This is a genomic window from Rossellomorea aquimaris TF-12 (assembly GCF_001648555.1).
Classification (GTDB): domain Bacteria; phylum Bacillota; class Bacilli; order Bacillales; family Bacillaceae_B; genus Rossellomorea; species Rossellomorea aquimaris.
Genome location: NZ_LQXM01000027.1, coordinates 131,230 through 152,988, shown reverse-complemented (window position 1 = coordinate 152,988; position 21,759 = coordinate 131,230). Strand labels below are relative to the sequence as shown.

Genomic DNA, 21,759 nt, shown 5'->3' with positions numbered 1-21,759 from the left:
GAGCGTTTTTAGTTTGTGAAAATGGAAAACAGGGCTTATAGAACTATGCTATCTATGGATATTGGAGGAAATGGAAGGATGTAGAGGCATGTCTATCTAAATGGAAGCTCAATGAGCTTCAGTAACAAAAATGGGAAATTACATCCAATTATCGAGAGATATGAATTTTGAGAATTTTCTCTATTGTTGATACAATTGTGAAAGATTAAAGATATTACAAGCTATACAAGGGGGACATTGATCGTGAAAAAGTGGTTAGGTATAAGTATACTCGTTCTTTCCGTACTGCTTCTTGCAGCATGTGGAGACAAAGCAACAACGGAAAGTGGCGCTAAATTAGTAGATGAAGGTAAATTTGTATATGCAGCTTCAGGAGAGTTTAAACCTTTTAGTGTGACGAACAATGATGGAACCATGTCAGGCTTTGATATTGAGGTTGCGGAAGCAGTAGCGAAAGAATTAGGACTTGAACCGGAACAAAAAAAGTTTAAATTTGCCGGAATTGTAGAAGGAGTAAAATCCGGTCGTTTTGATGCCGCTGTTGCGAGTCATACGATTACGGAGGATCGTTTGAAAGAAGTGAAATTCTCTACACCTTACTATTATTCTGGTCCACAAATTTTTGTTCGCCCAGATAGTAAAGTAGAAACATTAGATGATCTTAATGGTATGGAAATTGCTGTATCAAAAGGATCTACTTACGCTGAAACAGCTCAAGGAGTAACGGATAACATTCAGCAATATGACAGTGATGTTGTCGCTCTTGAAGCTCTGAATAACGGGAAACATGACGCCGTAATTACTGATTTTATAACAGGTAAGGAAGCAATCGCGTCAGGATTAAATCTTGAAGCACGTGAACTCATTGGACGAAGTGAACAAGCCATTGCTGTTAGTAAAGAGAATGAAGCTTTACTAGAGGAAATTAATAACGCTTTGGAAAAATTAAGAGAAGACGGAACATTAAAGAAAATCAGTGAAAAATATTTTAATACAGATATTACAAGCGACCCGGAAAAAGAGTAATGGCAGCATGAGACAAAGCGAATGTGCTTCGAATGCGCATTCGCTTTTTTTCATCAAACCTTGATTAAGTCAGTAAGACTTGTAAGTAGTTGATTGGAGGGAAGTACGTGCATTTTCTTGAAACTTTTGTTGGAACATATGATGTATTTCTAAAAGGGATGTTATTAACATTCCAATTAACCTTTGTATCTATTTTAATTGCCATTGTCATTGGTCTATTCTTTGCCTTTCTTAAAATTTCAAGAATAAAGCCGTTAGAAATCCTGGCAGATTTATATATTTTTGTTGTTCGTGGTACACCATTGATTGTTCAAATCTTTATCTTTTATTTCGGATTAACTGCCCTAAATATTTCCGATTTCTGGTCAGTAGTATTAGGGCTTGCCTTTCACAATGGAGCCTATATCGCTGAGATTTTTCGTGGGGCCATTCAATCCATCGACCGTGGTCAAATGGAAGCAGGTCGTTCTCTAGGAATGTCCCAAGGTCTTTCAATGAGAAGAATTATCTTGCCACAGGCATTTAGAAGAGCACTTCCACCACTTGGAAATCAATTTATTATCGCCCTAAAGGATTCATCACTTGCTTCCTTTATCGGCATGTTTGAATTGTTCAGTGTCGCTACTACATTAGGCTCAAATAACTTTGATTATATGACGTATTTACTTGTGGTTGCGATTTACTACTTAGTACTTGTTCTTGTCTTTTCTACCATTGTCAATATTATTGAAAAACGTATGTCTGTTAGTGACTAACCGAGGAAGACAGGCACATACAGTTGTTATGAAAGCTACTTTCGTTACGGGAGGGATCGTGCTTGAGTCAAGAAATGATTAAAGTAGAAAAACTAAATAAATCCTTTGGTGATCTGCATGTCCTGAAGGATATCGATGTTAGTGTAAAAGAAAGTGATGTTGTTTGTTTAATTGGAGCAAGTGGATCAGGTAAAAGTACTTTGCTTCGTTGCTTGAACTTTTTAGAATTGAAGGATGATGGAAAGGTTATTTTTGAGGGGGAAGAAATAAACCAGGACACTCATGACCTCAATAAAATTCGTCAAAAAGTAGGCATGGTGTTTCAGCACTTCTATCTATTCCCTCATAAGACTGTATTAGAAAATGTGATGGAAGCACCTATTTACGTAAAAGGTGTCTCTAAGAAAGATGCGAAAAAAGACGCCCAGTCTTTATTAAAAAAAGTCGGGCTTGCTGAAAAAGAAAATGTCTATCCTTCTAAGTTGTCAGGAGGTCAAAAGCAGCGTGTCGCGATTGCGCGTGCGCTGGCTATGAAGCCTGACATTATGTTATTTGATGAACCTACTTCAGCCCTTGACCCTGAATTAGTAGGAGAGGTGTTAGCTACCATGAAGGAGCTTGCTGAAGAGGGAATGACAATGATTGTCGTAACCCATGAAATGGGGTTTGCCCGTGAAGTAGCGGATTGGGTTGTGTACATGCACGACGGGAAAGTTGTGGAGGTAGGACCTCCTAAAGAAATGTTCACAAATCCAAAAGAACAGCGTACAAAAGAATTTTTGGATTCTGTTTTATAACTCTAACGCAAAAAAGCACCTCATAAATTGAGGTGCTTTTTACTGCTTATTTTTTCTTAATAAAGAGCAAGTAAATACCGATTACAATAATCACGATTGGCCAGATTTCCCAAGGAGAACCTACACTGCCTTCGAGTAGTCCAAACCATCGAATCACTTTGTCATAGAAAAGTAGAATGATAGATAGAGTTAAAAAGAGAATGGCTTGAAATAATCCTGTTCGTGTCTTTTGGTAACGTAAGAGGAAACCTAACGAAATGATTAATATAAATGTGCCTATGTGATCCGGCCAAATGGCAAGCTTGTTGACTACATGGAAGTGAAGCCCGAAACCGACTAATATGGTTCCTGGTAATATAGCCTCGTAGTCTCTCCCGCCGTAACCTTGACCTAAAAATGCTACTCCAACAATGATGAGTAAAGTCGGCCAGGTGAAGAACTCTTGGAACAGGACGATATTTGCTTGCTGCAAATAAAAATAAATGCCAAATCCTATCAAAATGATTCCAGGGAAAATTCTTTGCTGTTTCATTTTCATCCTCCGCATCTTTTTTTTCTCGAGGTGTTATTTTTCCTGTTTTTAGGGGAAATGATAGAAAAGTAAATGAGTTGTTTGTTTACTACTATTCGACGCTTTTCTCTTCAACCCTTCTCTTAACTTGATTCTTCCCTTATGATTTGTTACCCTACTTAAGTAGGCTATGTCGAAATAAAGTGATGGTTATAGTGTTGAAAGTGCTTTCAGAGAATAGGTTTAATGGAAACCTATCTTTGATGAAATGTTTCTTTCACGTTTAATGTAACATAAAATAGGTTTCAATTTCTGTTCACATTTACAAGCTTTCAGTTGTAATGGACATGTTATAATAGTAGTAATGATATTATGTTGGGGGTGTAATGCACAGCATGTATACGATAGTCGTTGGTTTAAATTTTAAAACGGCCCCTGTTGAGATTCGTGAAAGATTGTCATTCAATGAAACTGATCTTCCCTTTGCCATGAAGGCATTAAAGGATAAGAAAAGCATTTTAGAAAATGTGATTGTCTCTACTTGTAATCGCACAGAGGTTTATGCAGTAGTAGATCAGCTTCACACAGGTCGTTATTATATTAAAGATTTTTTATCTCAATGGTTTGATATAGATAAAGAGGAGTTCACACCTTATTTGTTCATTTATGAACAAGAAGGAGCCGTTGAACACCTTTTTAAAGTTGCGTGTGGATTGAATTCTATGGTGTTAGGGGAAACCCAAATTCTTGGTCAAATTAAAAACAGCTTTTTAACCTCTCAGGAAGCCGGAGCAACAGGAACGGTATTTAACCATCTTTTTAAGCAGGCTGTGACTGTGGCTAAAAAAGGACATTCAGAAACAGAGATAGGTTCAAATGCTGTCTCTGTCAGCTATGCAGCTGTTGAATTAGCTAAGAAAGTATTTGGTAGCTTAGACCATAAACATGTTCTGATTCTTGGTGCTGGAAAAATGGGAGAGTTGGCCATTCAAAACTTACATGGAAGCGGTGCTACGAAAGTAACCGTTATTAATCGAACGTTTGAAAAGGCCCAAAGCTTAGCTGAACGATTCAGCGGAAAAGCGAAAACCCTCCAAGAGCTACAGTGTGCTTTGGTGGAAGCAGATATCCTCATTAGCTCTACTGGAGCAAAGGATTTTGTCATTTCTAAAGAAACGATGTCTCATGTGGAAGAAATGAGAAAAGGCCGTCCCCTGTTCATGGTAGATATTGCAGTTCCTAGAGATTTAGATCCTTCAATTGGAGATTTAGAAAGTGTCTTCCTATATGACATTGATGATCTGGAAGGAATTGTCCAAGCGAATCTAGCAGAGCGCAAACGGGCAGCGGAGCAAATTGAATTAATGATAGAGGCTGAAATTGTTTCCTTTAAAGAATGGTTGAATATGCTTGGCGTTGTTCCAGTGATATCTGCTTTAAGACAGAAAGCTCTATCTATTCAAGCTGACACAATGGAGAGCATTGAACGAAAGATGCCAAACTTAACAGATCGTGAACGTAAGGTGTTAAGTAAGCATACAAAGAGTATTATTAATCAATTGTTGAAAGATCCTATTTTACAAGCAAAAGAATTTGCAGCTCTTCCAGATGCGGAGGATAAATTGGATTTATTTATTAATATTTTTAACATTGAACAACAAGTGTTAGAGCAGAAACAAGTGAAAGCAGCCAACGAAAAGACTGAGAGCTCAACCAGCTTTACACCACAACCTTCTTTTCAAGCATAAGTGAGGTTATTGTCGATGTTTGAACAAACGATGACTAGGCTGCATGAACTTATGATTGTTCTGTATGCTATTAGTATTTTGTTTTACTTTATAGATTTCTTGAACAAAAACCGGAAGGCGAACCTGTTTGCCTTCTGGTTACTTGCGATTGTTTGGATTCTTCAAACAATCTTTTTGTTTCTTTACATGATGAATACTGGTAGATTTCCAGTCCTCACTATTTTCGAGGGGCTTTATTTTTATGCATGGGTATTAATTACGCTGTCACTCGTCATCAACCGTTTACTGAGGGTTGATTTCACCGTGTTCTTTACGAATATACTCGGCTTTATCATTATGGCCATACATACCTTTGCCCCTGTTCAAGTAGAATCTCAAGCAATGGCAGAACAACTCGTTTCAGAGCTATTGCTCATTCATATTACAATGGCTATCCTATCATATGGAGCTTTTTCTTTATCTTTTGTATTTTCACTTTTATATCTCCTGCAATTTAAGCTGTTAAAGGAGAAAAAATGGGGGCAAAGGTTATGGAGAATCAGTGATTTGTCTAAGCTTGAGAAGATTACCTATATTTTAAACTCTATTGGAGTGGCTATGCTTCTACTTAGTTTAATATTAGGTTTACAATGGGCGTTTATTAAGTTACCGAATTTCATTTGGTATGACCCGAAAATTATAGGATCATTCGTTCTATTAATTTTATATAGTACTTTTTTATATCTTCGTTTGAAAAAGAATGTATTTGGTAAATCACTAGCATTATTGAATTCTGCAGCCTTTTTAATAATATTGATTAACTTTTTCTTAGGAAGTCGCTTGTCATCATTTCATTTTTGGTATTCATAAGTCTTCAGGAGGTTATTATGAGAAAAATTATCGTAGGATCTAGACGAAGTAAATTAGCACTTACACAAACAAATTGGGTGATCAATCAGTTAAAGGCTATTGATTCTTCTTTCGAATTTGAAGTGAAGGAGATCGTCACCAAAGGTGACCAAATATTAGATGTTACCCTTTCCAAAGTTGGAGGAAAAGGCTTATTTGTTAAAGAAATTGAACAAGCTATGCTGGATAAAGAAATTGATATGGCTGTTCATAGCATGAAGGATATGCCGGCTGTTTTGCCAGAAGGTCTAACAATTGGCTGTATTCCTGAGAGAGAAGATCATCGTGATGCCTTCATTAGTAAAAACCATGTGGCGCTGAAGGATCTACCATCAGGTGCGATAATTGGGACAAGCAGCTTACGTCGAGGAGCTCAAATACTTGCTGTACGACCGGACCTGGAAATTAAGTGGATAAGAGGGAATATTGATACACGGTTATCTAAGCTTCAAAATGAAGATTACGATGCTATTATTTTAGCGGCTGCCGGTTTATCTCGAATGGGATGGACGAGTGATGTAGTAACGGAATTTTTAGATCCCGATCTTTGTTTACCTGCAGTTGGTCAAGGAGCGTTGTCCATCGAGTGTAGAGAAGATGATCGTGAGCTACTTGAACTTCTTGGAGAGTTTGCATGCGACGAAACAACGAAAACGGTTACGGCTGAAAGAGCTTTCCTTCATAAAATGGAAGGTGGTTGTCAGGTTCCTATCGCCGGTTACGCTGAGCTTAAAGATAATGGTGACATCGCCTTAATGGGACTTGTCGCTTCTCCTGACGGTAAGGATATTTATAAAGAATACGAAGTTGGCCAAGACCCTTATGAAGTAGGAGTAATAGTTGCTGAAAGAATGACAGAGCAAGGTGCTAAAGTATTAATCGATCAAGTAAAAGAAGAGCTTGATCAATAATGATGAGTGAGCAGCCTTTAGAAAATGTAAAGGTACTGATTACTCGTGGCAGTGAGGGAGCAAGAGAAATGAGTTCCCTTGTTGAAAGCTATGGGGGGGTTCCAGTTGTGGTACCGCTCCTTCGTTTTCAATCATATATGGATTCACATGAATCAACTATATTATCATCACTACATAATTTTGAATGGATTATCTTCACTAGCAAAAATGGAGTGAAATATTTCCTTGAAGCATTAGAGAGAATACAGCTGGATGTGGATTCTTTTACAAGTAAATTTGCCGCAGTTGGAAGCAAAACAAAACAGTACTGCGAACAACATAGAATTCCCGTCTCATTCGTCCCTGATCACTTTACAGCAAATGATTTTGCAGCTCAATTTATCTCAAAAGTAAAACCTTCGGGAGAGATATTAATCCCTAAAGGCAATTTGGCAAGAGATATTATTTCTGCGGAGTTATCAATGTCGGGTGTTCAATGTACTGAATGGATCGTGTATGAAACGGTTCTACCGAAAGATAGTATGAAAGAATTAAAGAGGATTGTAGAAGAAAATCTAGTAGACGTTCTAACGTTTACGAGCTCATCAACGGTTCATCACTTTATGGAAATAATCCATCATTACTCCTTACAGGAAAAGATTAAAGATACTCCTATCGGTTGTATTGGTCCAATTACGAAAAGTACCATTGAAGAGTACGGATTACATGTAAAAATATGCCCCAACATTTATACTGTAAATGAAATGGTCAAAGACATCATAACGTATATGTCACTTTACAAGCATGCTCAATTAGATGAATAATCAATCTTAATCTATCATTGGAGGTTTTATCATTGAAAGATTTATCATTTTCTCGTCATCGTCGTTTGCGCCAGTCAGAGAACATGCGCTCATTAGTTAGAGAAACACACCTAAGAAAAGAAGACCTAATCTATCCTTTATTTGTGGTAGAAGGAGAAAATATCAAAAATGTTGTACCTTCTATGCCTGGGGTATTCCATATTTCCCTTGATAATCTGAAAGCCGAAATGGATGAAATTGTTTCATTAGGCATTAAATCCATTATTCTATTTGGGGTACCTGCTGAAAAGGATGAGTATGGAAAACAAGCTTATCATGAGCATGGTATTGTTCAAGAAGCTACACGATTTGTTAAAGAGCACTATCCTGAAATGGTTGTAATTGCAGACACATGTCTTTGTCAGTATACTAGTCACGGTCATTGTGGAATTGTAAAAGAAGGAAAAATTCTTAATGATCCAACCCTTGATCTATTGGCTAAAACAGCTGTAAGCCAAGCAGAAGCAGGTGCGGATATTATTGCACCGTCTAATATGATGGATGGATTTGTTGCAGCCATTCGCCATGGATTAGATGAAGCAGGCTACACAGATGTGCCAATCATGAGTTACGCAGTAAAATATTCTTCAAGCTTCTATGGACCTTTCCGTGATGCAGCCCACTCTACACCACAATTTGGTGATAGAAGAACCTATCAAATGGATCCGGCAAATCGTCTAGAGGCATTAAGAGAAGCGAAGTCAGATATGGAAGAAGGAGCCGATTTCCTAATAGTAAAACCAGCTCTTTCTTATTTAGATATTATGAGAGAAGTAAAAGACCGTTTTAATGCTCCCGTCGTTGCTTATAATGTTAGTGGAGAATACAGCATGATCAAAGCAGCTGCTCAAAATGGATGGGTGAATGAACAGGAAATTGTCATGGAAAAGCTTACGAGCATGAAACGGGCAGGTGCAGACCTTATCATTACGTATTATGCGAAAGACGTTGCCGATTGGTTATCTTAGTACGATCATTGTGAAACGATAAAAAAGGAGGAAATCAGATTGCGTTCATTTGAAAAATCCAAAGAAGCTTTTATTGAAGCAAAGAAACTGATGCCAGGTGGAGTTAATAGTCCAGTTCGTGCGTTTAAATCAGTGAAAATGGACCCTATTTTTATGGAAAGAGGAAAAGGGTCAAAGATTTATGATATTGATGGGAACGAGTATATTGATTATGTCCTTTCCTGGGGGCCACTAATTCTTGGTCATAGCAATGATCGAGTAGTCGAGTCCATAAAGAAAGTAGCTGAAAGCGGGACAAGCTTTGGTGCTCCCACTGAAATTGAAAATAAATTAGCTCAATTGGTTATTGAGAGAGTTCCAAGTATTGAAATTGTTCGTATGGTTTCATCGGGAACGGAAGCGACCATGAGTGCCTTACGCCTTGCTCGTGGATACACAGGTCGTAACAAAATCATCAAGTTTGAAGGCTGTTATCACGGACATGGTGATTCGTTATTAATTAAAGCAGGTTCAGGAGTCGCCACTCTTGGATTACCTGATAGCCCTGGTGTTCCTGAAGGTGTTGCTAAAAATACAATTACTGTTCCTTACAATGACTTAGATAGCATGGCTGTTGCCTTTGAGCAATATGGAGATGATATTGCGGGTGTCATTGTAGAACCAGTTGCAGGAAACATGGGTGTTGTGCCACCTCAACCCGGATTCTTAGAAGGGTTACGTGAAATAACTGAAAAACATGGTTCCCTGTTAATTTTTGATGAAGTTATGACCGGATTCCGTGTTGGCTATGGTTGTGCTCAAGGGTATTATAACGTAACACCTGATTTAACCTGTTTAGGCAAAGTTATTGGTGGAGGTCTGCCGGTAGGTGCTTATGGTGGTAAAGCTGAAATTATGGAAAGAATCGCCCCTAGTGGCCCTATCTACCAAGCAGGTACCCTTTCAGGAAATCCATTAGCTATGACAGCAGGTTATGAAACGTTAAGTCAATTAACTCCTGAAACATATGAAGAGTTTGCACGTAAAGCTGACCTTCTGGAAAATGGTTTAAAAGAAGCAGCAGAAAAATACAATATTCCTCACACGATCAATCGTGCAGGATCTATGATTGGTATTTTCTTTACAAATGAAGATGTCGTAAACTATGAAGGCGCAAAATCATCAGATCTTGATTTGTTTGCCGATTATTACCGTGAAATGGCTCATGAAGGTGTATTCCTTCCCCCTTCTCAATTTGAAGGATTATTCTTATCCACAGCTCATACAGATGAAGATATAGAAAAAACCCTTCAAGCTGCTGAAAAAGCGTTTGAGAAAATGAGTACTAAAGAATAGAAAATGACTGGTCCTTTTATAAAGGGCCAGTTTTTTATTGGTTCTTTTTTAATAGATGTTTTCGTAACCTTTGTTGCAATTGAAAAAAAGACTAGTGATGAATTTAATTTAAATTGTAGAAAGACAGCTTCTTTCAATTGCTATTTGTCACAATGAAGCTCTGTCACATAAATTCTTTTGATGGTGAGGGGAACTGCGTAGACTCCTGCGGGAAAACGGCCGTGCCGAGACCCCCGAAGCAGAGATGAGGGGGCTCGACCGTTCGTCTGCGGAAAGCGGAGTAGTTCCCCTCACCACCAGCACACACTGATTGACAGAAAAGAGCCTTTTTAAAAAAATTGTTGCTTTAGTTTTTTGAAGTGAATCTTTGCAAAATCATGGAGAATACCTATAAAAAATCCTAATATCTTTCATAACTTTTCTGATTCCTATCATAATCCTTCTTTTCTACTCATAAAGTGATAATGACATTGTCATATATTTCTTTGGTTTGGAACTTGAAAGGAGGAATTTCTTTGTCACAAGAACAACAATCGTGTTTGCGATTTTCTTTGGAGGAATCAATTTGGTTTAAAAAAGGACAGGAAGTTGAAGAATTACTATCTATCTCCTTAGATCCTCATATAACAATACAAGAGCAGGAGCAGTATGTTCTAATCAGAGGTAGCTTAGATTTGTCAGGTGAATACTTACCAACTTCTCCAAGAGATGAAGATGAAGAGGACTTTGAGGCAAGTGGTAAATTTGTTCAAACGGTGGAAAAGAGAGAAAAAGGGGAGTATGAGTTTGTTCATTGTTTTCCAGTGGATGTAACAATCCCCAAAAATCGTATCGCTAATTTAAGCGAAATTGATGTATACGTAGAGTCATTTGATTACGTAGTTCCTGAGAATGCTTGTATAAAACTGAATGCAGATTTAACCATAACAGGTATATACGGGGAACAGCAGACGCAACTCCCAGTAGAGGCTGAGTATAGTGGAGAAGAAATTTACGAGCCCCTTCATCGTTCTGTCAGTCCGGTATTGGAAGCAGCAGAAGAGGATGTTGAGACTGAGGACGAAAATGAAGAAGTATATGAATATGAAGAATATGAGGAAGAAGATAGAGATGAAATAGAAGAAAATCCTCAAGCAGAAAATGACGAGTATGAGGCATTTTCCTTACAAGGTAGAACACAGTCAACTAGTCAGGATGAGGAGATACCAGTTGAGATTCAATATGATTTACTCGGTCATTCACAACTTGAAGATAATCAATATAGGAAAGAAAATGTATTCCAATTGCCTGAGCATGAATTAAGTGAATCATCTGAAGAACAAGAACAAACACCTTCTTCCTATTCGCCACCACCTAAGGTTCAAGAAGTAGAAATGGAAGAAGAATCTTCTTCTAGTATGGAGGAAGAGGTGGAAGAGGAAAGCTCAGAAGAACAAACTGAAAAGAAAAAGAAGGTAAAAGGGAAAAAGAAAAACGAAGCCATATCATTGACAGATTTCTTTGCCAGAAAAGAAGAGGAAAGAGCAGCGAAACTAAGAGTGTGTATTGTGCAGGAAGGGGAAACGCTTGATGCTATTGCAGATAAGTATGATCTGACCATTCCACAAATATTAAGAGTAAATCATCTGGAAGCGAATCAGGATGTTTATGGAGGGCAGGTTCTCTATATACCTAATGATGAACCAATATTAAAAGGTTGAATAAAAAAAGTCGTTCCTATCTTTTGAAATGAATTGAAAAGGGTACGAATGAGAAGATACGTTAGGGGACTGACACCAATAGTATGTTGGGGCCAGTCCGTTCTCTTTTTATAAGCTCTGTACCCGTTTCCAATTGGAATTAATTGGAGACAAGGGGATTTCCTCGGTTCTCTTACAATTCACAGAGCTTTTTTATAAAGGACGTGATACCACAATTCCTTAGAAGGTGAGAAAAATGGCACTAACGATTGAAGACCTAAGACCAGTTTTACAGCCGTATGGGGTGGAGCCGTATTTTGTTGAAAATATTCATAAAGTGGTAAAAGTGTACTCAAACAAAGGTACATTAGCAGTGAAACATATCCCTACACAGCATGGAGTGGATTTTGTCCGCCACGTGCAGGTGTTATTTCAAAAGGGATATAATCGCATAGTCCCTATCTATCCAACATTAGATGGACGGTACGCGGTATGGAATAATGAAGAGTTATTTTACGTAATGCCTTGGTTAATGAATGAAGAAAAGGAAGATCGGTTTGAAAAGCACCAGAAACTATTCCGAGAGCTTGCTCGGCTACACACCATTTCGTCACAGGAAGTAAAAATTAATAAAGAAGATCGAGAGTCTCATTACGAACAATTAACTTCACGGTGGGAAAAAGAACAGCAGTTCCTAGAAGAATATGTTGAAAGCTGTGAGAAGACAACCTACATGTCCCCTTTTCAACTTCATTTTTGCATGTATTATAAAGACACATCTCAAGCCCTTAAATTCTCTAGGAAAATGATAGATGAATGGTATGAAAGCACAAAAGATTTAGAAAAGGTAAGGACAGTTATCACTCATGGGAAGGTCTCAATAGAGCATTTTTTGTTTGATGATAGAGGTTTAGGCTATTTTCATAATTTTGAGGAATCAAAAATTGCTTCTCCATTTCATGATCTGCTCCCGTTCTTATCAAGAACCTTGAAAACCTATCCAAAGTATTACGAGGAATGTGTAGAATGGCTAACTACCTACTTTCAGCACTTTACCGTACGCAATGAAGAGCGCTTACTGTTTATGAGTTATTTAGCTTATCCAAGCTCAGTTATTGCCATTGTAGAGAAGTATTTTCACACTCCTAAAGGAAAGAGAAATGAACGCAAATCGTTAAAAAAGCTTCAACGCCATTACTGGCTTCTGAAGAACACAGAATATATCGTAATGCGACTAGATGAGATAGAAAAACAAAAGAAGGAACAACAACAGGAAGCAGAGTCATGATGACTAAAAATAAAGAGGACTGACGATGCACGTAGTCCACATTCGTCAGTCCTTAAATCCAATCAAAATAAATCGCAAGGGCTAAACCGATAAAAAGAGTCAGAAGTAGAACGTCAAAGGTAGTTGGCAATAAAATGGTTCGAATACCTTGAAAAACAGAAAATGGAATAATAAATTGTTTACATATTAATCGTGCATTCCGTAACCATGGGGGAAGGGTATAGGGGTTGTATTTTTTCATTCTAATTTCCTCACTTTTCTAGGTGGATTCACTACTATATCTTATGAAAATTAGGCTAAATTGTGCCTATACTATAAAATCCGAATAGATTACGAATATTTTTTTAAAAAAATGCCGATAATGATTGACGAAAGTTGATCTTTTCCGATACTATAATGAATAAATAAATAAAATAAAAAGCAATGAACAGGAAGAGTACGTTGACCCTTACTTTAAGAGAGGAAAATCGTTTGCTGAGAGATTTTCTAAGTATAGACAATGGAAGGTCGCCTGAAGAGCTGTTTCTATGAAGAGTAGTAGTAGAAGCCGGTTAAAAGCCGTTATGGTTGTCGAGAGTTCAGGAGCAGGTGTATTTCTCCTGAGAAAAAAGGTGGTACCGCGAATAGAATCCTTCGTCCTTTTCATAGGACGGGGGATTTTTTGTTTTTTTTTAAACCAGTACCAATTGAATGAAACATACAAAACATATAGGAGGAAATGATATGGAAACCCAAGATCAGCAAATTTCAATGCCAACAAAATATGATCCAAATACCATTGAACAGGGAAGATACAAATGGTGGTTAGAAGGGAAATACTTTGAAGCGAAATCCGATAAAGAGAAGGAACCTTATACAATCGTGATTCCTCCTCCAAACGTTACGGGGAAACTTCATTTAGGTCATGCTTGGGACACTACCTTACAGGATATCCTGACAAGAATGAAGCGTATGCAAGGTTATGATGTTCTATGGCTACCAGGAATGGACCATGCTGGAATTGCGACACAAGCAAAGGTAGATGAAAAACTTCGCAATCAAGGCATTTCACGTTATGACCTTGGTCGTGAAAAGTTCGTGGAAGAAACATGGAAATGGAAAGAGGAATATGCAGAACATATTCGTCAGCAATGGTCTAAGGTTGGATTAGGTTTAGATTACAGCCGCGAACGTTTCACTTTAGACGAAGGTTTATCTGACGCTGTTCAAAAGGTATTTATTGATCTTTATAATAAAGGTTTAATCTACCGCGGAGAATACATTATCAACTGGGACCCTGCGACAAAAACAGCATTATCTGATATTGAGGTAATTCATCAGGACGTACAAGGGGCATTTTATCATATGAGATATCCTTTGGCAGATGGAAGTGGCCACATTGAAATCGCTACAACGCGTCCTGAAACAATGCTTGGGGATACTGCAGTTGCTGTTCACCCTGAAGATGATCGGTACAAACATTTAATTGGTAAAAAAGTTACGTTACCTATCGTTGGGCGAGAGATTCCGATTGTAGGGGATGACTACGTTGACATGGAATTTGGTTCTGGAGCTGTAAAGATCACACCTGCCCACGACCCAAATGACTTTGAAATTGGTAACCGCCACAATTTAGAACGAGTTCTTGTTATGAACGAAGACGGTACAATGAATGAAAAAGCAGGAAAATATAATGGAATGGACCGCTTTGACTGTCGTAAACAAATCGTAAAAGATCTTCAAGAGTCAGGCGTTCTGTTCAAGATTGAAGAGCATATGCATTCGGTTGGACATTCAGAGAGAAGTGGGGCTGTAGTAGAACCGTATCTTTCTACTCAATGGTTCGTTAAAATGGATCCATTAGCAGAAGAAGCGGTAAAACTTCAACAGGATGAAAATAAAGTTAATTTTGTACCTGAACGTTTTGAAACATCGTACTTACGTTGGATGGAAAATACTCGTGATTGGTGTATTTCCCGTCAGCTTTGGTGGGGACATCGTATACCTGCCTGGTACCATAAAGAAACTGGAGAAATATACGTAAATCAACAAGCACCAGAAGATATTGAAAACTGGACACAAGAAGAGGATGTACTTGATACTTGGTTTAGTTCAGCTCTATGGCCGTTCTCAACAATGGGCTGGCCTGATGTGAATGCTGAAGATTTAAAACGTTACTACCCGACTAATACACTAGTTACAGGCTATGACATCATTGGTTTCTGGGTTTCTCGTATGATTTTCCAAGGGATAGAATTTACAGGTGAAAAGCCATTCAAAGATGTTCTTATTCATGGACTGGTTCGAGATGCTGATGGACGTAAAATGAGTAAGTCCTTAGGTAACGGCGTTGATCCTATGGAAGTAATCGAAAAATACGGTGCTGATTCTCTCCGTTACTTCTTATCTACGGGTAGTTCACCTGGGCAGGATTTACGATTCTCCTTTGAGAAAGTAGAATCTGTATGGAATTTTGCTAATAAAATTTGGAATGCCTCTCGCTTTGCTCTTATGAACATGGATGGGATGACTTATGATGAGATTGATTTATCTGGTGAAAAATCAGTTGCTGATAAATGGATTTTGACTCGATTAAATGAAACAATCGAAACGGTTACTCGATTAGCCGATCGTTACGAATTCGGTGAAGTAGGTCGTGCTTTATACAACTTCATTTGGGATGATTTCTGTGATTGGTATATCGAAATGGCAAAATTACCTCTATACGGTGAGGATGAGGCAGCTAAGAAAACAACTCGATCCATTTTAGCTTACGTACTCGACAACACCATGAGACTTTTACATCCATTTATGCCGTTTATTACCGAGGAAATATGGCAGAACTTGCCGCATCAAGGCGAATCCATTACAGTTGCGTCGTGGCCAAGTGTGAATGAAGACCTAAGTGATCAAGCTGCAGCTGAGGAAATGAAGCTACTTGTTGACATCATTCGTGCTGTGCGTAATGTTCGTGCAGAAGTAAATACTCCAATGAGTAAACAAATCAAGTTAATGCTAAAAGCGAAAGATGAAAAGATTTTATCTATACTTGAAAAAAATCAAGGCTATATTGAGCGTTTCTGTAACCCGGAAAAACTTGAAATGGGTATTGATTTAAAAACCCCAGAAAAAGCCATGACGGCGGTTGTAACTGGAGTTGATTTATTCCTACCACTTGCAGGATTAATCAATATCGAAGAAGAAATTGCTCGTTTAGAAAAAGAACTGGAGAAATGGACGAAGGAAGTTTCCCGTGTTCAAGGTAAGCTAAACAATGAAAAATTTGTAAGCAAAGCCCCTCAGAAAGTTGTAGATGAGGAAAAAGCCAAGGAAAAAGATTATTTAGAAAAACAAGCTACTGTTAAAGAGAGAATACAGGAATTAAAAACTGTTTAACACTAGAATGAGTGAATGAAGAGGGCATTTGAATAGAGGTCTAATAGTTAAGAAATGAAGGCATTAATGATACGTTCTCAACACGCAATGAAATCCATTTCTTCTATTAGTCCTCATATTCCAGCCCTTTTTCTATTTATCACCATTAGTGTTAAGGGATCGGGTCTATCCAGGGCAATTATCGATTACTAGAGCCAGCTGTTTTTAGAATGAACAATTTGGTATAAACAATATGTTCTCATTTTTTGAGTGTAATGGAGGAAGGTGACAAGTATGTTAACGTATGAGGGGGCAGTTGAGTGGATCCATTCAAGACTAAGGCTTGGGATAAAGCCAGGCCTACAACGGATGGAACACTTACTAAAAGAGCTGGGACAACCACATAAAACCCTAAAAACGATTCATATAGGCGGTACAAATGGAAAGGGATCGACCGTTACGTACATAAGAAATGTTTTAGAAGAATGTGGCTATACAGTAGGAACGTTTACTTCCCCATATTTTGAAGTCTTTAACGAAAGAATCAGTACCAACGGTCAGCCAATATCAGATGAAAAACTGACTTTACTTGTAGAAAGAATTAAGCCTATTGCAGAAAAAATGGAAAGCTCTGAATGGGGAGCTCCATCTGAATTTGAAATCATCACAGCAATGAGCTTCGTTTATTTTGCTGAAATAGATAAGGTGGACTTTGTACTCTATGAGGTAGGGTTAGGGGGAAGACTTGATTCTACGAATATCATAACCCCTTTATTATCAATCATTACAAGCATTGGCATGGATCATATGTCATTTCTAGGGAATACCTTAGCTGAAATTGCTTCTGAAAAAGCAGGAATCATTAAAGAGAGAGTGCCGGTAGTATCAGGTGTCCTCCAAAAGGGAGCATGTGCCGTCATTAAACAGAAAGCAGAGGAAATGGAAAGCGAAGTTTATCAATTAGGAGAAGCTTTTTTTGCTGATCGTCAATCTCTTCTAAAAACGGGCGAACATTTCTTTTATGAGTCTTCCTCTCAAGCAACAACGTTTGAAATTTCTATGATAGGAACTCATCAAATTTATAACGCCGCAGTAGCTATTAAAGCACTTGAAATACTTCAAGAGATAGGACAAATAAACTGCAGTCAAAAAGAAATAAAAGCAGGATTGATGAGAGCGTATTGGCCTGGGAGAATGGAAAAGGTGTCAGAAAATCCTGAAGTTTACATGGATGGTGCACATAATCCTGAAGGTGTAAAAGCGCTAGTTCAAACCTTGAAAGAACGTTTTCAACATAAGAAAATAACTGTGTTATTTTCAGCTCTAAAAGATAAGCAATTAAAGCCCATGATTGAAGAACTAGAAGAAGCAGTGGACTGTATTGGATTTACTTCATTTCAATTTCCTAGAGTCGCTTCTTCAGAAGAACTTTATCATTTATCCACTCACAAGAAAAAGATAAACATTCTTGAATGGGAGAGTTTTATAGAAGATAAGCTGTTATTAATGGATGAAAATGAAGTGTTATTTATTACGGGATCTCTTTACTTTCTTTCGGAGGTAAAACCTGTCCTTATGAAAAAATTAGAAAATTCTAGAAAAAACAAGTGACTTTAATCGACAGATTTGATAAAATATTCTTAAACTTGTGACTATTTGACTAGTTCTAAATTTCTAGTTGGAAAGATTAACGAATATGGAGGATAGATATGCAGTTGTCAGTGAAGAAAAAGTTAATTATCTTGTTTACATGGCTCGCCATCGTCCCTACTGGCTTATATTATGCTTATCAATACTATCCTCCAGAAAATTTGGACGGAAATGGATTGGAACTTATAACATTAGTCCTTTTCGCAACGTTTATTCCACTTATGCCAATTGTTATTAATGGAACGACTATTTTCTTTATTCAATGGGTTACCCTTGTTGGTTTCTTAAAATATGGTTTGTTTGTTGAAATCATTCTTATGCAATTTTCCATGATTCCATTATTAATACGCGTACGAATTAGATCCAACGACTGGCATAGGATTCCTTTAAACTCGGGAATGTTTTTTGTTGTTTCCTTTCTAAGTGGTTTGATCTATTTTCAACTGGGTGGAGAAGTGGGGATGAGAGACATTTCCAGTCTTCTCCCTCCTGTTATTAGCTATGAAGTTATGGCGATTATGATTAATACGATGATTCTTTTCTTCTATCAACGTTATTTTGCAAAGCTGGATGTACGATTTAATAGTAAAGATTTTCAATGGGACTTTCTTTCCAATATGATTATGCTGCCTCTTTCGCTTTCTCTCTATTATTTAACCTTTGAATTAGGTGCTTTTGCTTCACTGTTGATTGGAGTACCCTTTGTCAGCTTATCCATTATATTGAAAATGTACAATTCTTCCGAAAAAATCAATGAATACCTTCAAAAAGCCGGTGAAATTGGGCATCAGTTAACAGAAAGCCTCAAGGTTAAAGAAGTCTTGGACATTTTTATTGAAAAAATCATTGAAACCCTGCCTGTTGAATATGCCTATATACTTGATTGTCACGACGAGGAGTTAGTTCTTTTAAGAAGAGTAGAAAATGGTGAAAAGAAACCAAATGACCTCAAGCCATTAAGAAAAAATGAAGGAATTAGTGGTGCCGTTTGGATGTCTGGTCAGTCTGTTCTTTATAGCTCCCGCTCAGAGTGGTCTCATGTGGCCAAGGGCTATATGCCTGAAGGAGTCGAAAGTGTATTATGTGTTCCCATTGTGAGAAGTCAGAAGGTAAGAGGAATACTTCTTTTAGCTTCTTCAAAAAAACGGGCATATGAAAAGTTCCAATTAATGATTGTAGACATTTTATGCTCTTATTTTGGAATAGCGATTGAAAATGCAAGACATCATGAAACGACGAAAAAGAATAGTGAAAGATGTGCCCTTACGAACCTATATAATTATCGTTATTTTGAAGATTTACTCACTCTTGAGTTTAATCACCTCGATGTTGGGCAAAGAAAGTATTTATCTCTTATCATGCTGGATTTAGATCACTTTAAAGTGATTAACGATAACTATGGTCACCAAAGTGGAAATGAAATTTTAATAGAGTTAGCCGACCGTCTATGCATGCTAATAGGTAAAAAGGGTACCGTTGCAAGGTATGGCGGGGAAGAGTTTGTTATACTACTACCTGATGTAGAGCGTGATGAAGCTGTACGATTAGCTGAGCTTGTTAGGTCAACCATTGCTAATCGTCCTTTTACCCTACATGATAGTTTAGATGATTCAAATAAACAATTGATGGTTAGAATTACAGCCAGCATAGGCGTTGCAACAGCACCAGAAGATGCTGATGATACGTTAGCATTAATCCGTCATGCCGATAGAGCTTTATATACTGGAGCCAAACAAGCTGGAAGAAATCGAGTGGCTCAATATGTGAAATAAAACACCTTCTTTGAAGGTGTTTTATTCATATATGGCAAAGAATTTTTAAAACTTGTTAGGTCCAGTATGCTCACCATTCAGAATATTTTACTAGATTAACAATTTACAATCTTTCATTTTTAGTACTGATGTACTAGAATGGAAGTAGTCGAATCTTGTAATTTATACTCGAAATGGACATCTTATTGTTGGGAGGTATGAAATGAAGATTATTGTGTTTGCCCTTATAGGATTTATTCTTTTATTGCCTCCGCTTGCCCTTATCCCTATTAAATTATCATATAAAAATAAATTAATCATTTCTTCTATATCCCTACTAATTCTTATGATCAATGGTCTAGTTAGTATCGTTATTCCTCTTTTTCAATCCATCTTAATGACCTGCATACTTATCGTCCTAATGATTTACATACTGGAAACAAGGTTTGGTTCGAAATTTGCTCAAAAGGACACTTACATATTTAACAAACAAGGACAATCCGCCCATAATCAAATTGCTAGTTCAGCCGAAGAAGAGGAGAAACCGGAAGAGTACATAGAAGAGTTGTTTGTATCTGGAGAAAGTCATTCCTCTCAAGATTTAGAAACTCCCCAAGAAGAAGGTTATATTGTCCCCATTCAAGAGGAGTCTCTTGATGTATTACAAAAAATAAAAACAACTCCAGAACCACACATCATAGACTTGCAAGAGTGGACAGAAGATGAAGCTGATATCATCGAACCAATCATGGAAAAGAACATAAAAGAGAAAGAATCATCAGCCATTTCTTTAGAAGAGGAAGAAGAGTATCGTCGTTTATTTTCTGACGAGAAAAACTGAAGTGAATAAGAATTTTGAAGGAGGCATCGAAAATGAGTAAGACACCCATATCAAAGGTTACCTTTTTCTTTATTCTTTGCAGTGTTTATTTAGTTAGTTTTGCTCATATAGGTGCATTTTCATATGACCAATTCTTTTCAAAGAATGAACGTTTCTCAGAAGGCGCAAAAATTGCAGGAGTAAGTGTTGCAAATGCCAGTAAAGAAGATGCAGTGGAAAAATTAGAAGAAGAAATTAAGAAATGGAAGGTCAATCAAAAACTGACCTTTTCATACCTTAATCAAACATTTCCCGTAGCCTCCCGTTTATTTTCCTTTGATGTTTCAGCCTCAATCGAGAAAGAGGGCGAAACTCTTCTTTTAAACGTGAAGGTAGATGAAGGAGAACTGAGTGAGTTCCTTTCTGAAAGTGGGGTAGATACCTCATTAATAAATATGGAAGCACTGTCCGAAGTTTTAAAAGATAAGGCATCAGAGTTAATAACCGAAGAAGAGTTCATTAAGGTAAATCAATACTTAATCACCTCTGATTCCATTTTGACAGTTGCACAAGCGGAAGTGAACTCTCTGACGACTACACCTGGCATAACAAATTTCATAGCAGTATTTCCTGAGATTCAAATTAAAGGAAACTCTGATTTCTCATTAATACAGTGGATGGATCAAAATGGTTTTACAGGGGCAACTGATAGTGACTTGAGTATCATTGCTTCATCAATCTACAAGACCATTCTTCAAACTAATTTCCTAGTAATCGAGCGAAATTACAGCAGAGAACTTCCTGAAGGGATAGAACTTGGCTTCGAAGCAAACATCAATCGGAATTCTAAAAGAGATTTTGCTTTTAAAAACCCCAATGATACTACATATTCTATTCATTTAGATTTGCTTCAATCGAAGCTTTCAACCTCCTTAAATGGATTGGAATTACCATATGAAATTGAAATTGAATTGAGAAACGAGCAAACTTTTTCACCACGAATCATTAAACAATACAGTCCTTATTTGAATTCAGGTGAGGTTAAGGTAGTAGAAGTAGGGAATGAAGGCGTGTTAGTTGAGGTTTGGAAAAGGAAGGTGACTTCAAAGGGAAATCTATTGGAGGAAACAAAGGTGTCAGAGGACTTCTATCCACCTCGTCATAAAGAAGAGATTCATAGAATGAAAGATTATGTTATTAATACCTCTAACGATTCAGGTGCACCAACGACGGATGGAAATGGTGTTCCCACCTATTCCATTCCGAATGAAGACCCTTTAGATCCTGATGAGGATCAAAATGAATCGGTTCCCACACAATGGTCACAACCAAACGATAATAATCAGTCGAATGATCAAACGTCCCAACAACCAGATTCCAGTGATAATTTACACCCTTTGGATGTAAAACCAGAAGAAAATATGAAGTAAGGTCAA

18 protein-coding genes and 1 other annotated feature are annotated in these 21,759 nt (G+C 37.5%); of the genes, 16 read left to right on the top strand and 2 right to left on the bottom strand.

Annotation, left to right across the window (positions count from 1 at the left end; all coding sequences use genetic code 11):
- Positions 1-243 precede the first annotated feature (243 nt).
- The 3 genes from IQI_RS10175 (at position 244) to IQI_RS10165 (ending at position 2,578) form a co-directional block, all read left to right on the top strand.
- Complete coding sequence (locus tag IQI_RS10175) at positions 244-1,026, top strand: transporter substrate-binding domain-containing protein (RefSeq protein WP_156509874.1); 783 nt, start codon at positions 244-246, stop codon at positions 1,024-1,026.
- 107 nt (positions 1,027-1,133) lie between these two features.
- Positions 1,134-1,781 (top strand): amino acid ABC transporter permease, encoded by a 648-nt coding sequence (locus IQI_RS10170; protein ID WP_268874486.1) that lies wholly within the window; start codon positions 1,134-1,136, stop codon positions 1,779-1,781.
- 74 nt (positions 1,782-1,855) lie between these two features.
- Complete coding sequence (locus tag IQI_RS10165; RefSeq protein ID WP_197489742.1) at positions 1,856-2,578, top strand: amino acid ABC transporter ATP-binding protein; 723 nt, start codon at positions 1,856-1,858, stop codon at positions 2,576-2,578.
- Between the two features lie 46 nt (positions 2,579-2,624).
- Here IQI_RS10165 and IQI_RS10160 read toward each other — a convergent pair whose 3' ends face one another.
- Complete coding sequence (locus IQI_RS10160) at positions 2,625-3,110, bottom strand: LiaI-LiaF-like domain-containing protein (protein WP_064092527.1); 486 nt, start codon at positions 3,108-3,110, stop codon at positions 2,625-2,627.
- A gap of 374 nt (positions 3,111-3,484) precedes the next feature.
- On the opposite strand from IQI_RS10160, the gene hemA reads away from it, so the two are divergent.
- The 8 genes from hemA (at position 3,485) to ysxE (ending at position 12,748) form a co-directional block, all read left to right on the top strand.
- The gene (gene hemA, locus IQI_RS10155) at positions 3,485-4,837 is read left to right on the top strand and encodes a glutamyl-tRNA reductase (RefSeq protein ID WP_064092755.1); all 1,353 of its coding nucleotides are present in this window, start codon (positions 3,485-3,487) and stop codon (positions 4,835-4,837) included.
- A 15-nt stretch (positions 4,838-4,852) separates the two neighbouring features.
- Positions 4,853-5,686, top strand: a complete 834-nt coding sequence (gene ccsA / locus IQI_RS10150) for a cytochrome c biogenesis protein (protein ID WP_064092526.1) — start codon at positions 4,853-4,855, stop codon at positions 5,684-5,686.
- A gap of 17 nt (positions 5,687-5,703) precedes the next feature.
- Positions 5,704-6,636, top strand: a complete 933-nt coding sequence (gene hemC, locus IQI_RS10145) for a hydroxymethylbilane synthase (protein WP_064092525.1) — start codon at positions 5,704-5,706, stop codon at positions 6,634-6,636.
- Entirely contained in the window at positions 6,636-7,439 is an 804-nt protein-coding gene (locus IQI_RS10140; RefSeq protein ID WP_064092524.1) for a uroporphyrinogen-III synthase, read from the top strand. The genes hemC and IQI_RS10140 overlap by 1 nt, the downstream gene beginning before the upstream one ends.
- Positions 7,440-7,471: 32 nt before the next feature.
- Complete coding sequence (gene hemB / locus IQI_RS10135) at positions 7,472-8,446, top strand: porphobilinogen synthase (protein ID WP_064092523.1); 975 nt, start codon at positions 7,472-7,474, stop codon at positions 8,444-8,446.
- A gap of 39 nt (positions 8,447-8,485) precedes the next feature.
- Entirely contained in the window at positions 8,486-9,781 is a 1,296-nt protein-coding gene (gene hemL, locus IQI_RS10130; RefSeq protein ID WP_064092522.1) for a glutamate-1-semialdehyde 2,1-aminomutase, read from the top strand.
- 515 nt (positions 9,782-10,296) lie between these two features.
- Positions 10,297-11,481, top strand: a complete 1,185-nt coding sequence (gene spoVID / locus IQI_RS10125) for a stage VI sporulation protein D (RefSeq protein WP_064092521.1) — start codon at positions 10,297-10,299, stop codon at positions 11,479-11,481.
- 235 nt (positions 11,482-11,716) lie between these two features.
- Positions 11,717-12,748 carry a spore coat protein YsxE gene (ysxE, locus tag IQI_RS10120; RefSeq protein WP_064092520.1) on the top strand — a complete coding sequence of 344 codons (1,032 nt, stop codon included), beginning with the start codon at positions 11,717-11,719 and terminating at the stop codon, positions 12,746-12,748.
- A 52-nt stretch (positions 12,749-12,800) separates the two neighbouring features.
- Here the strand turns inward: ysxE and IQI_RS20295 are convergent, their stop codons facing one another.
- Positions 12,801-12,989 carry a hypothetical protein gene (locus IQI_RS20295; protein ID WP_082892661.1) on the bottom strand — a complete coding sequence of 63 codons (189 nt, stop codon included), beginning with the start codon at positions 12,987-12,989 and terminating at the stop codon, positions 12,801-12,803.
- Between the two features lie 173 nt (positions 12,990-13,162).
- Positions 13,163-13,392 (top strand) — a binding site (T-box leader).
- Positions 13,393-13,471: 79 nt separating this feature from the next.
- Here IQI_RS20295 and IQI_RS10115 point away from each other — a divergent pair.
- The 5 genes from IQI_RS10115 to IQI_RS10095 all read left to right on the top strand — a co-directional run bounded on the left by IQI_RS10115 (position 13,472) and on the right by IQI_RS10095 (position 21,753).
- Positions 13,472-16,123, top strand: a complete 2,652-nt coding sequence (locus tag IQI_RS10115; protein ID WP_064092519.1) for a valine--tRNA ligase — start codon at positions 13,472-13,474, stop codon at positions 16,121-16,123.
- A 273-nt stretch (positions 16,124-16,396) separates the two neighbouring features.
- Positions 16,397-17,713, top strand: coding sequence for a bifunctional folylpolyglutamate synthase/dihydrofolate synthase (locus tag IQI_RS10110; RefSeq protein ID WP_064092518.1), 1,317 nt, complete (start codon positions 16,397-16,399; stop codon positions 17,711-17,713).
- 98 nt (positions 17,714-17,811) lie between these two features.
- A complete protein-coding gene (locus tag IQI_RS10105; protein ID WP_082892660.1) occupies positions 17,812-19,524 on the top strand; it encodes a sensor domain-containing diguanylate cyclase in 1,713 nt (570 codons plus the stop codon).
- A gap of 202 nt (positions 19,525-19,726) precedes the next feature.
- A complete protein-coding gene (locus IQI_RS10100) occupies positions 19,727-20,344 on the top strand; it encodes a hypothetical protein (RefSeq protein ID WP_064092517.1) in 618 nt (205 codons plus the stop codon).
- A 32-nt stretch (positions 20,345-20,376) separates the two neighbouring features.
- On the top strand, positions 20,377-21,753 hold the full coding sequence (locus IQI_RS10095) for a VanW family protein (RefSeq protein ID WP_064092516.1): 1,377 nt from the start codon (positions 20,377-20,379) through the stop codon (positions 21,751-21,753).
- The last annotated feature ends 6 nt before the right edge of the window (positions 21,754-21,759 follow it).

Excerpts from the sequence above, each read along its gene's own strand:
- IQI_RS10105 (WP_082892660.1), top strand. The coding sequence starts at position 17,812 with ATGCAGTTGTCAGTGAAGAAAAAGTTAATTATCTTGTTTACATGGCTC.
- IQI_RS10115 (WP_064092519.1), top strand. The coding sequence starts at position 13,472 with ATGGAAACCCAAGATCAGCAAATTTCAATGCCAACAAAATATGATCCA.
- hemA (WP_064092755.1), top strand. The coding sequence starts at position 3,485 with ATGTATACGATAGTCGTTGGTTTAAATTTTAAAACGGCCCCTGTTGAG.
- ccsA (WP_064092526.1), top strand. The coding sequence starts at position 4,853 with ATGTTTGAACAAACGATGACTAGGCTGCATGAACTTATGATTGTTCTG.
- IQI_RS20295 (WP_082892661.1), bottom strand. The coding sequence starts at position 12,989 with ATGAAAAAATACAACCCCTATACCCTTCCCCCATGGTTACGGAATGCA.
- hemC (WP_064092525.1), top strand. The coding sequence starts at position 5,704 with ATGAGAAAAATTATCGTAGGATCTAGACGAAGTAAATTAGCACTTACA.
- IQI_RS10160 (WP_064092527.1), bottom strand. The coding sequence starts at position 3,110 with ATGAAACAGCAAAGAATTTTCCCTGGAATCATTTTGATAGGATTTGGC.
- ysxE (WP_064092520.1), top strand. The coding sequence starts at position 11,717 with ATGGCACTAACGATTGAAGACCTAAGACCAGTTTTACAGCCGTATGGG.
- IQI_RS10110 (WP_064092518.1), top strand. The coding sequence starts at position 16,397 with ATGTTAACGTATGAGGGGGCAGTTGAGTGGATCCATTCAAGACTAAGG.
- IQI_RS10100 (WP_064092517.1), top strand. The coding sequence starts at position 19,727 with ATGAAGATTATTGTGTTTGCCCTTATAGGATTTATTCTTTTATTGCCT.
- IQI_RS10165 (WP_197489742.1), top strand. The coding sequence starts at position 1,856 with ATGATTAAAGTAGAAAAACTAAATAAATCCTTTGGTGATCTGCATGTC.
- IQI_RS10140 (WP_064092524.1), top strand. The coding sequence starts at position 6,636 with ATGATGAGTGAGCAGCCTTTAGAAAATGTAAAGGTACTGATTACTCGT.
- IQI_RS10095 (WP_064092516.1), top strand. The coding sequence starts at position 20,377 with ATGAGTAAGACACCCATATCAAAGGTTACCTTTTTCTTTATTCTTTGC.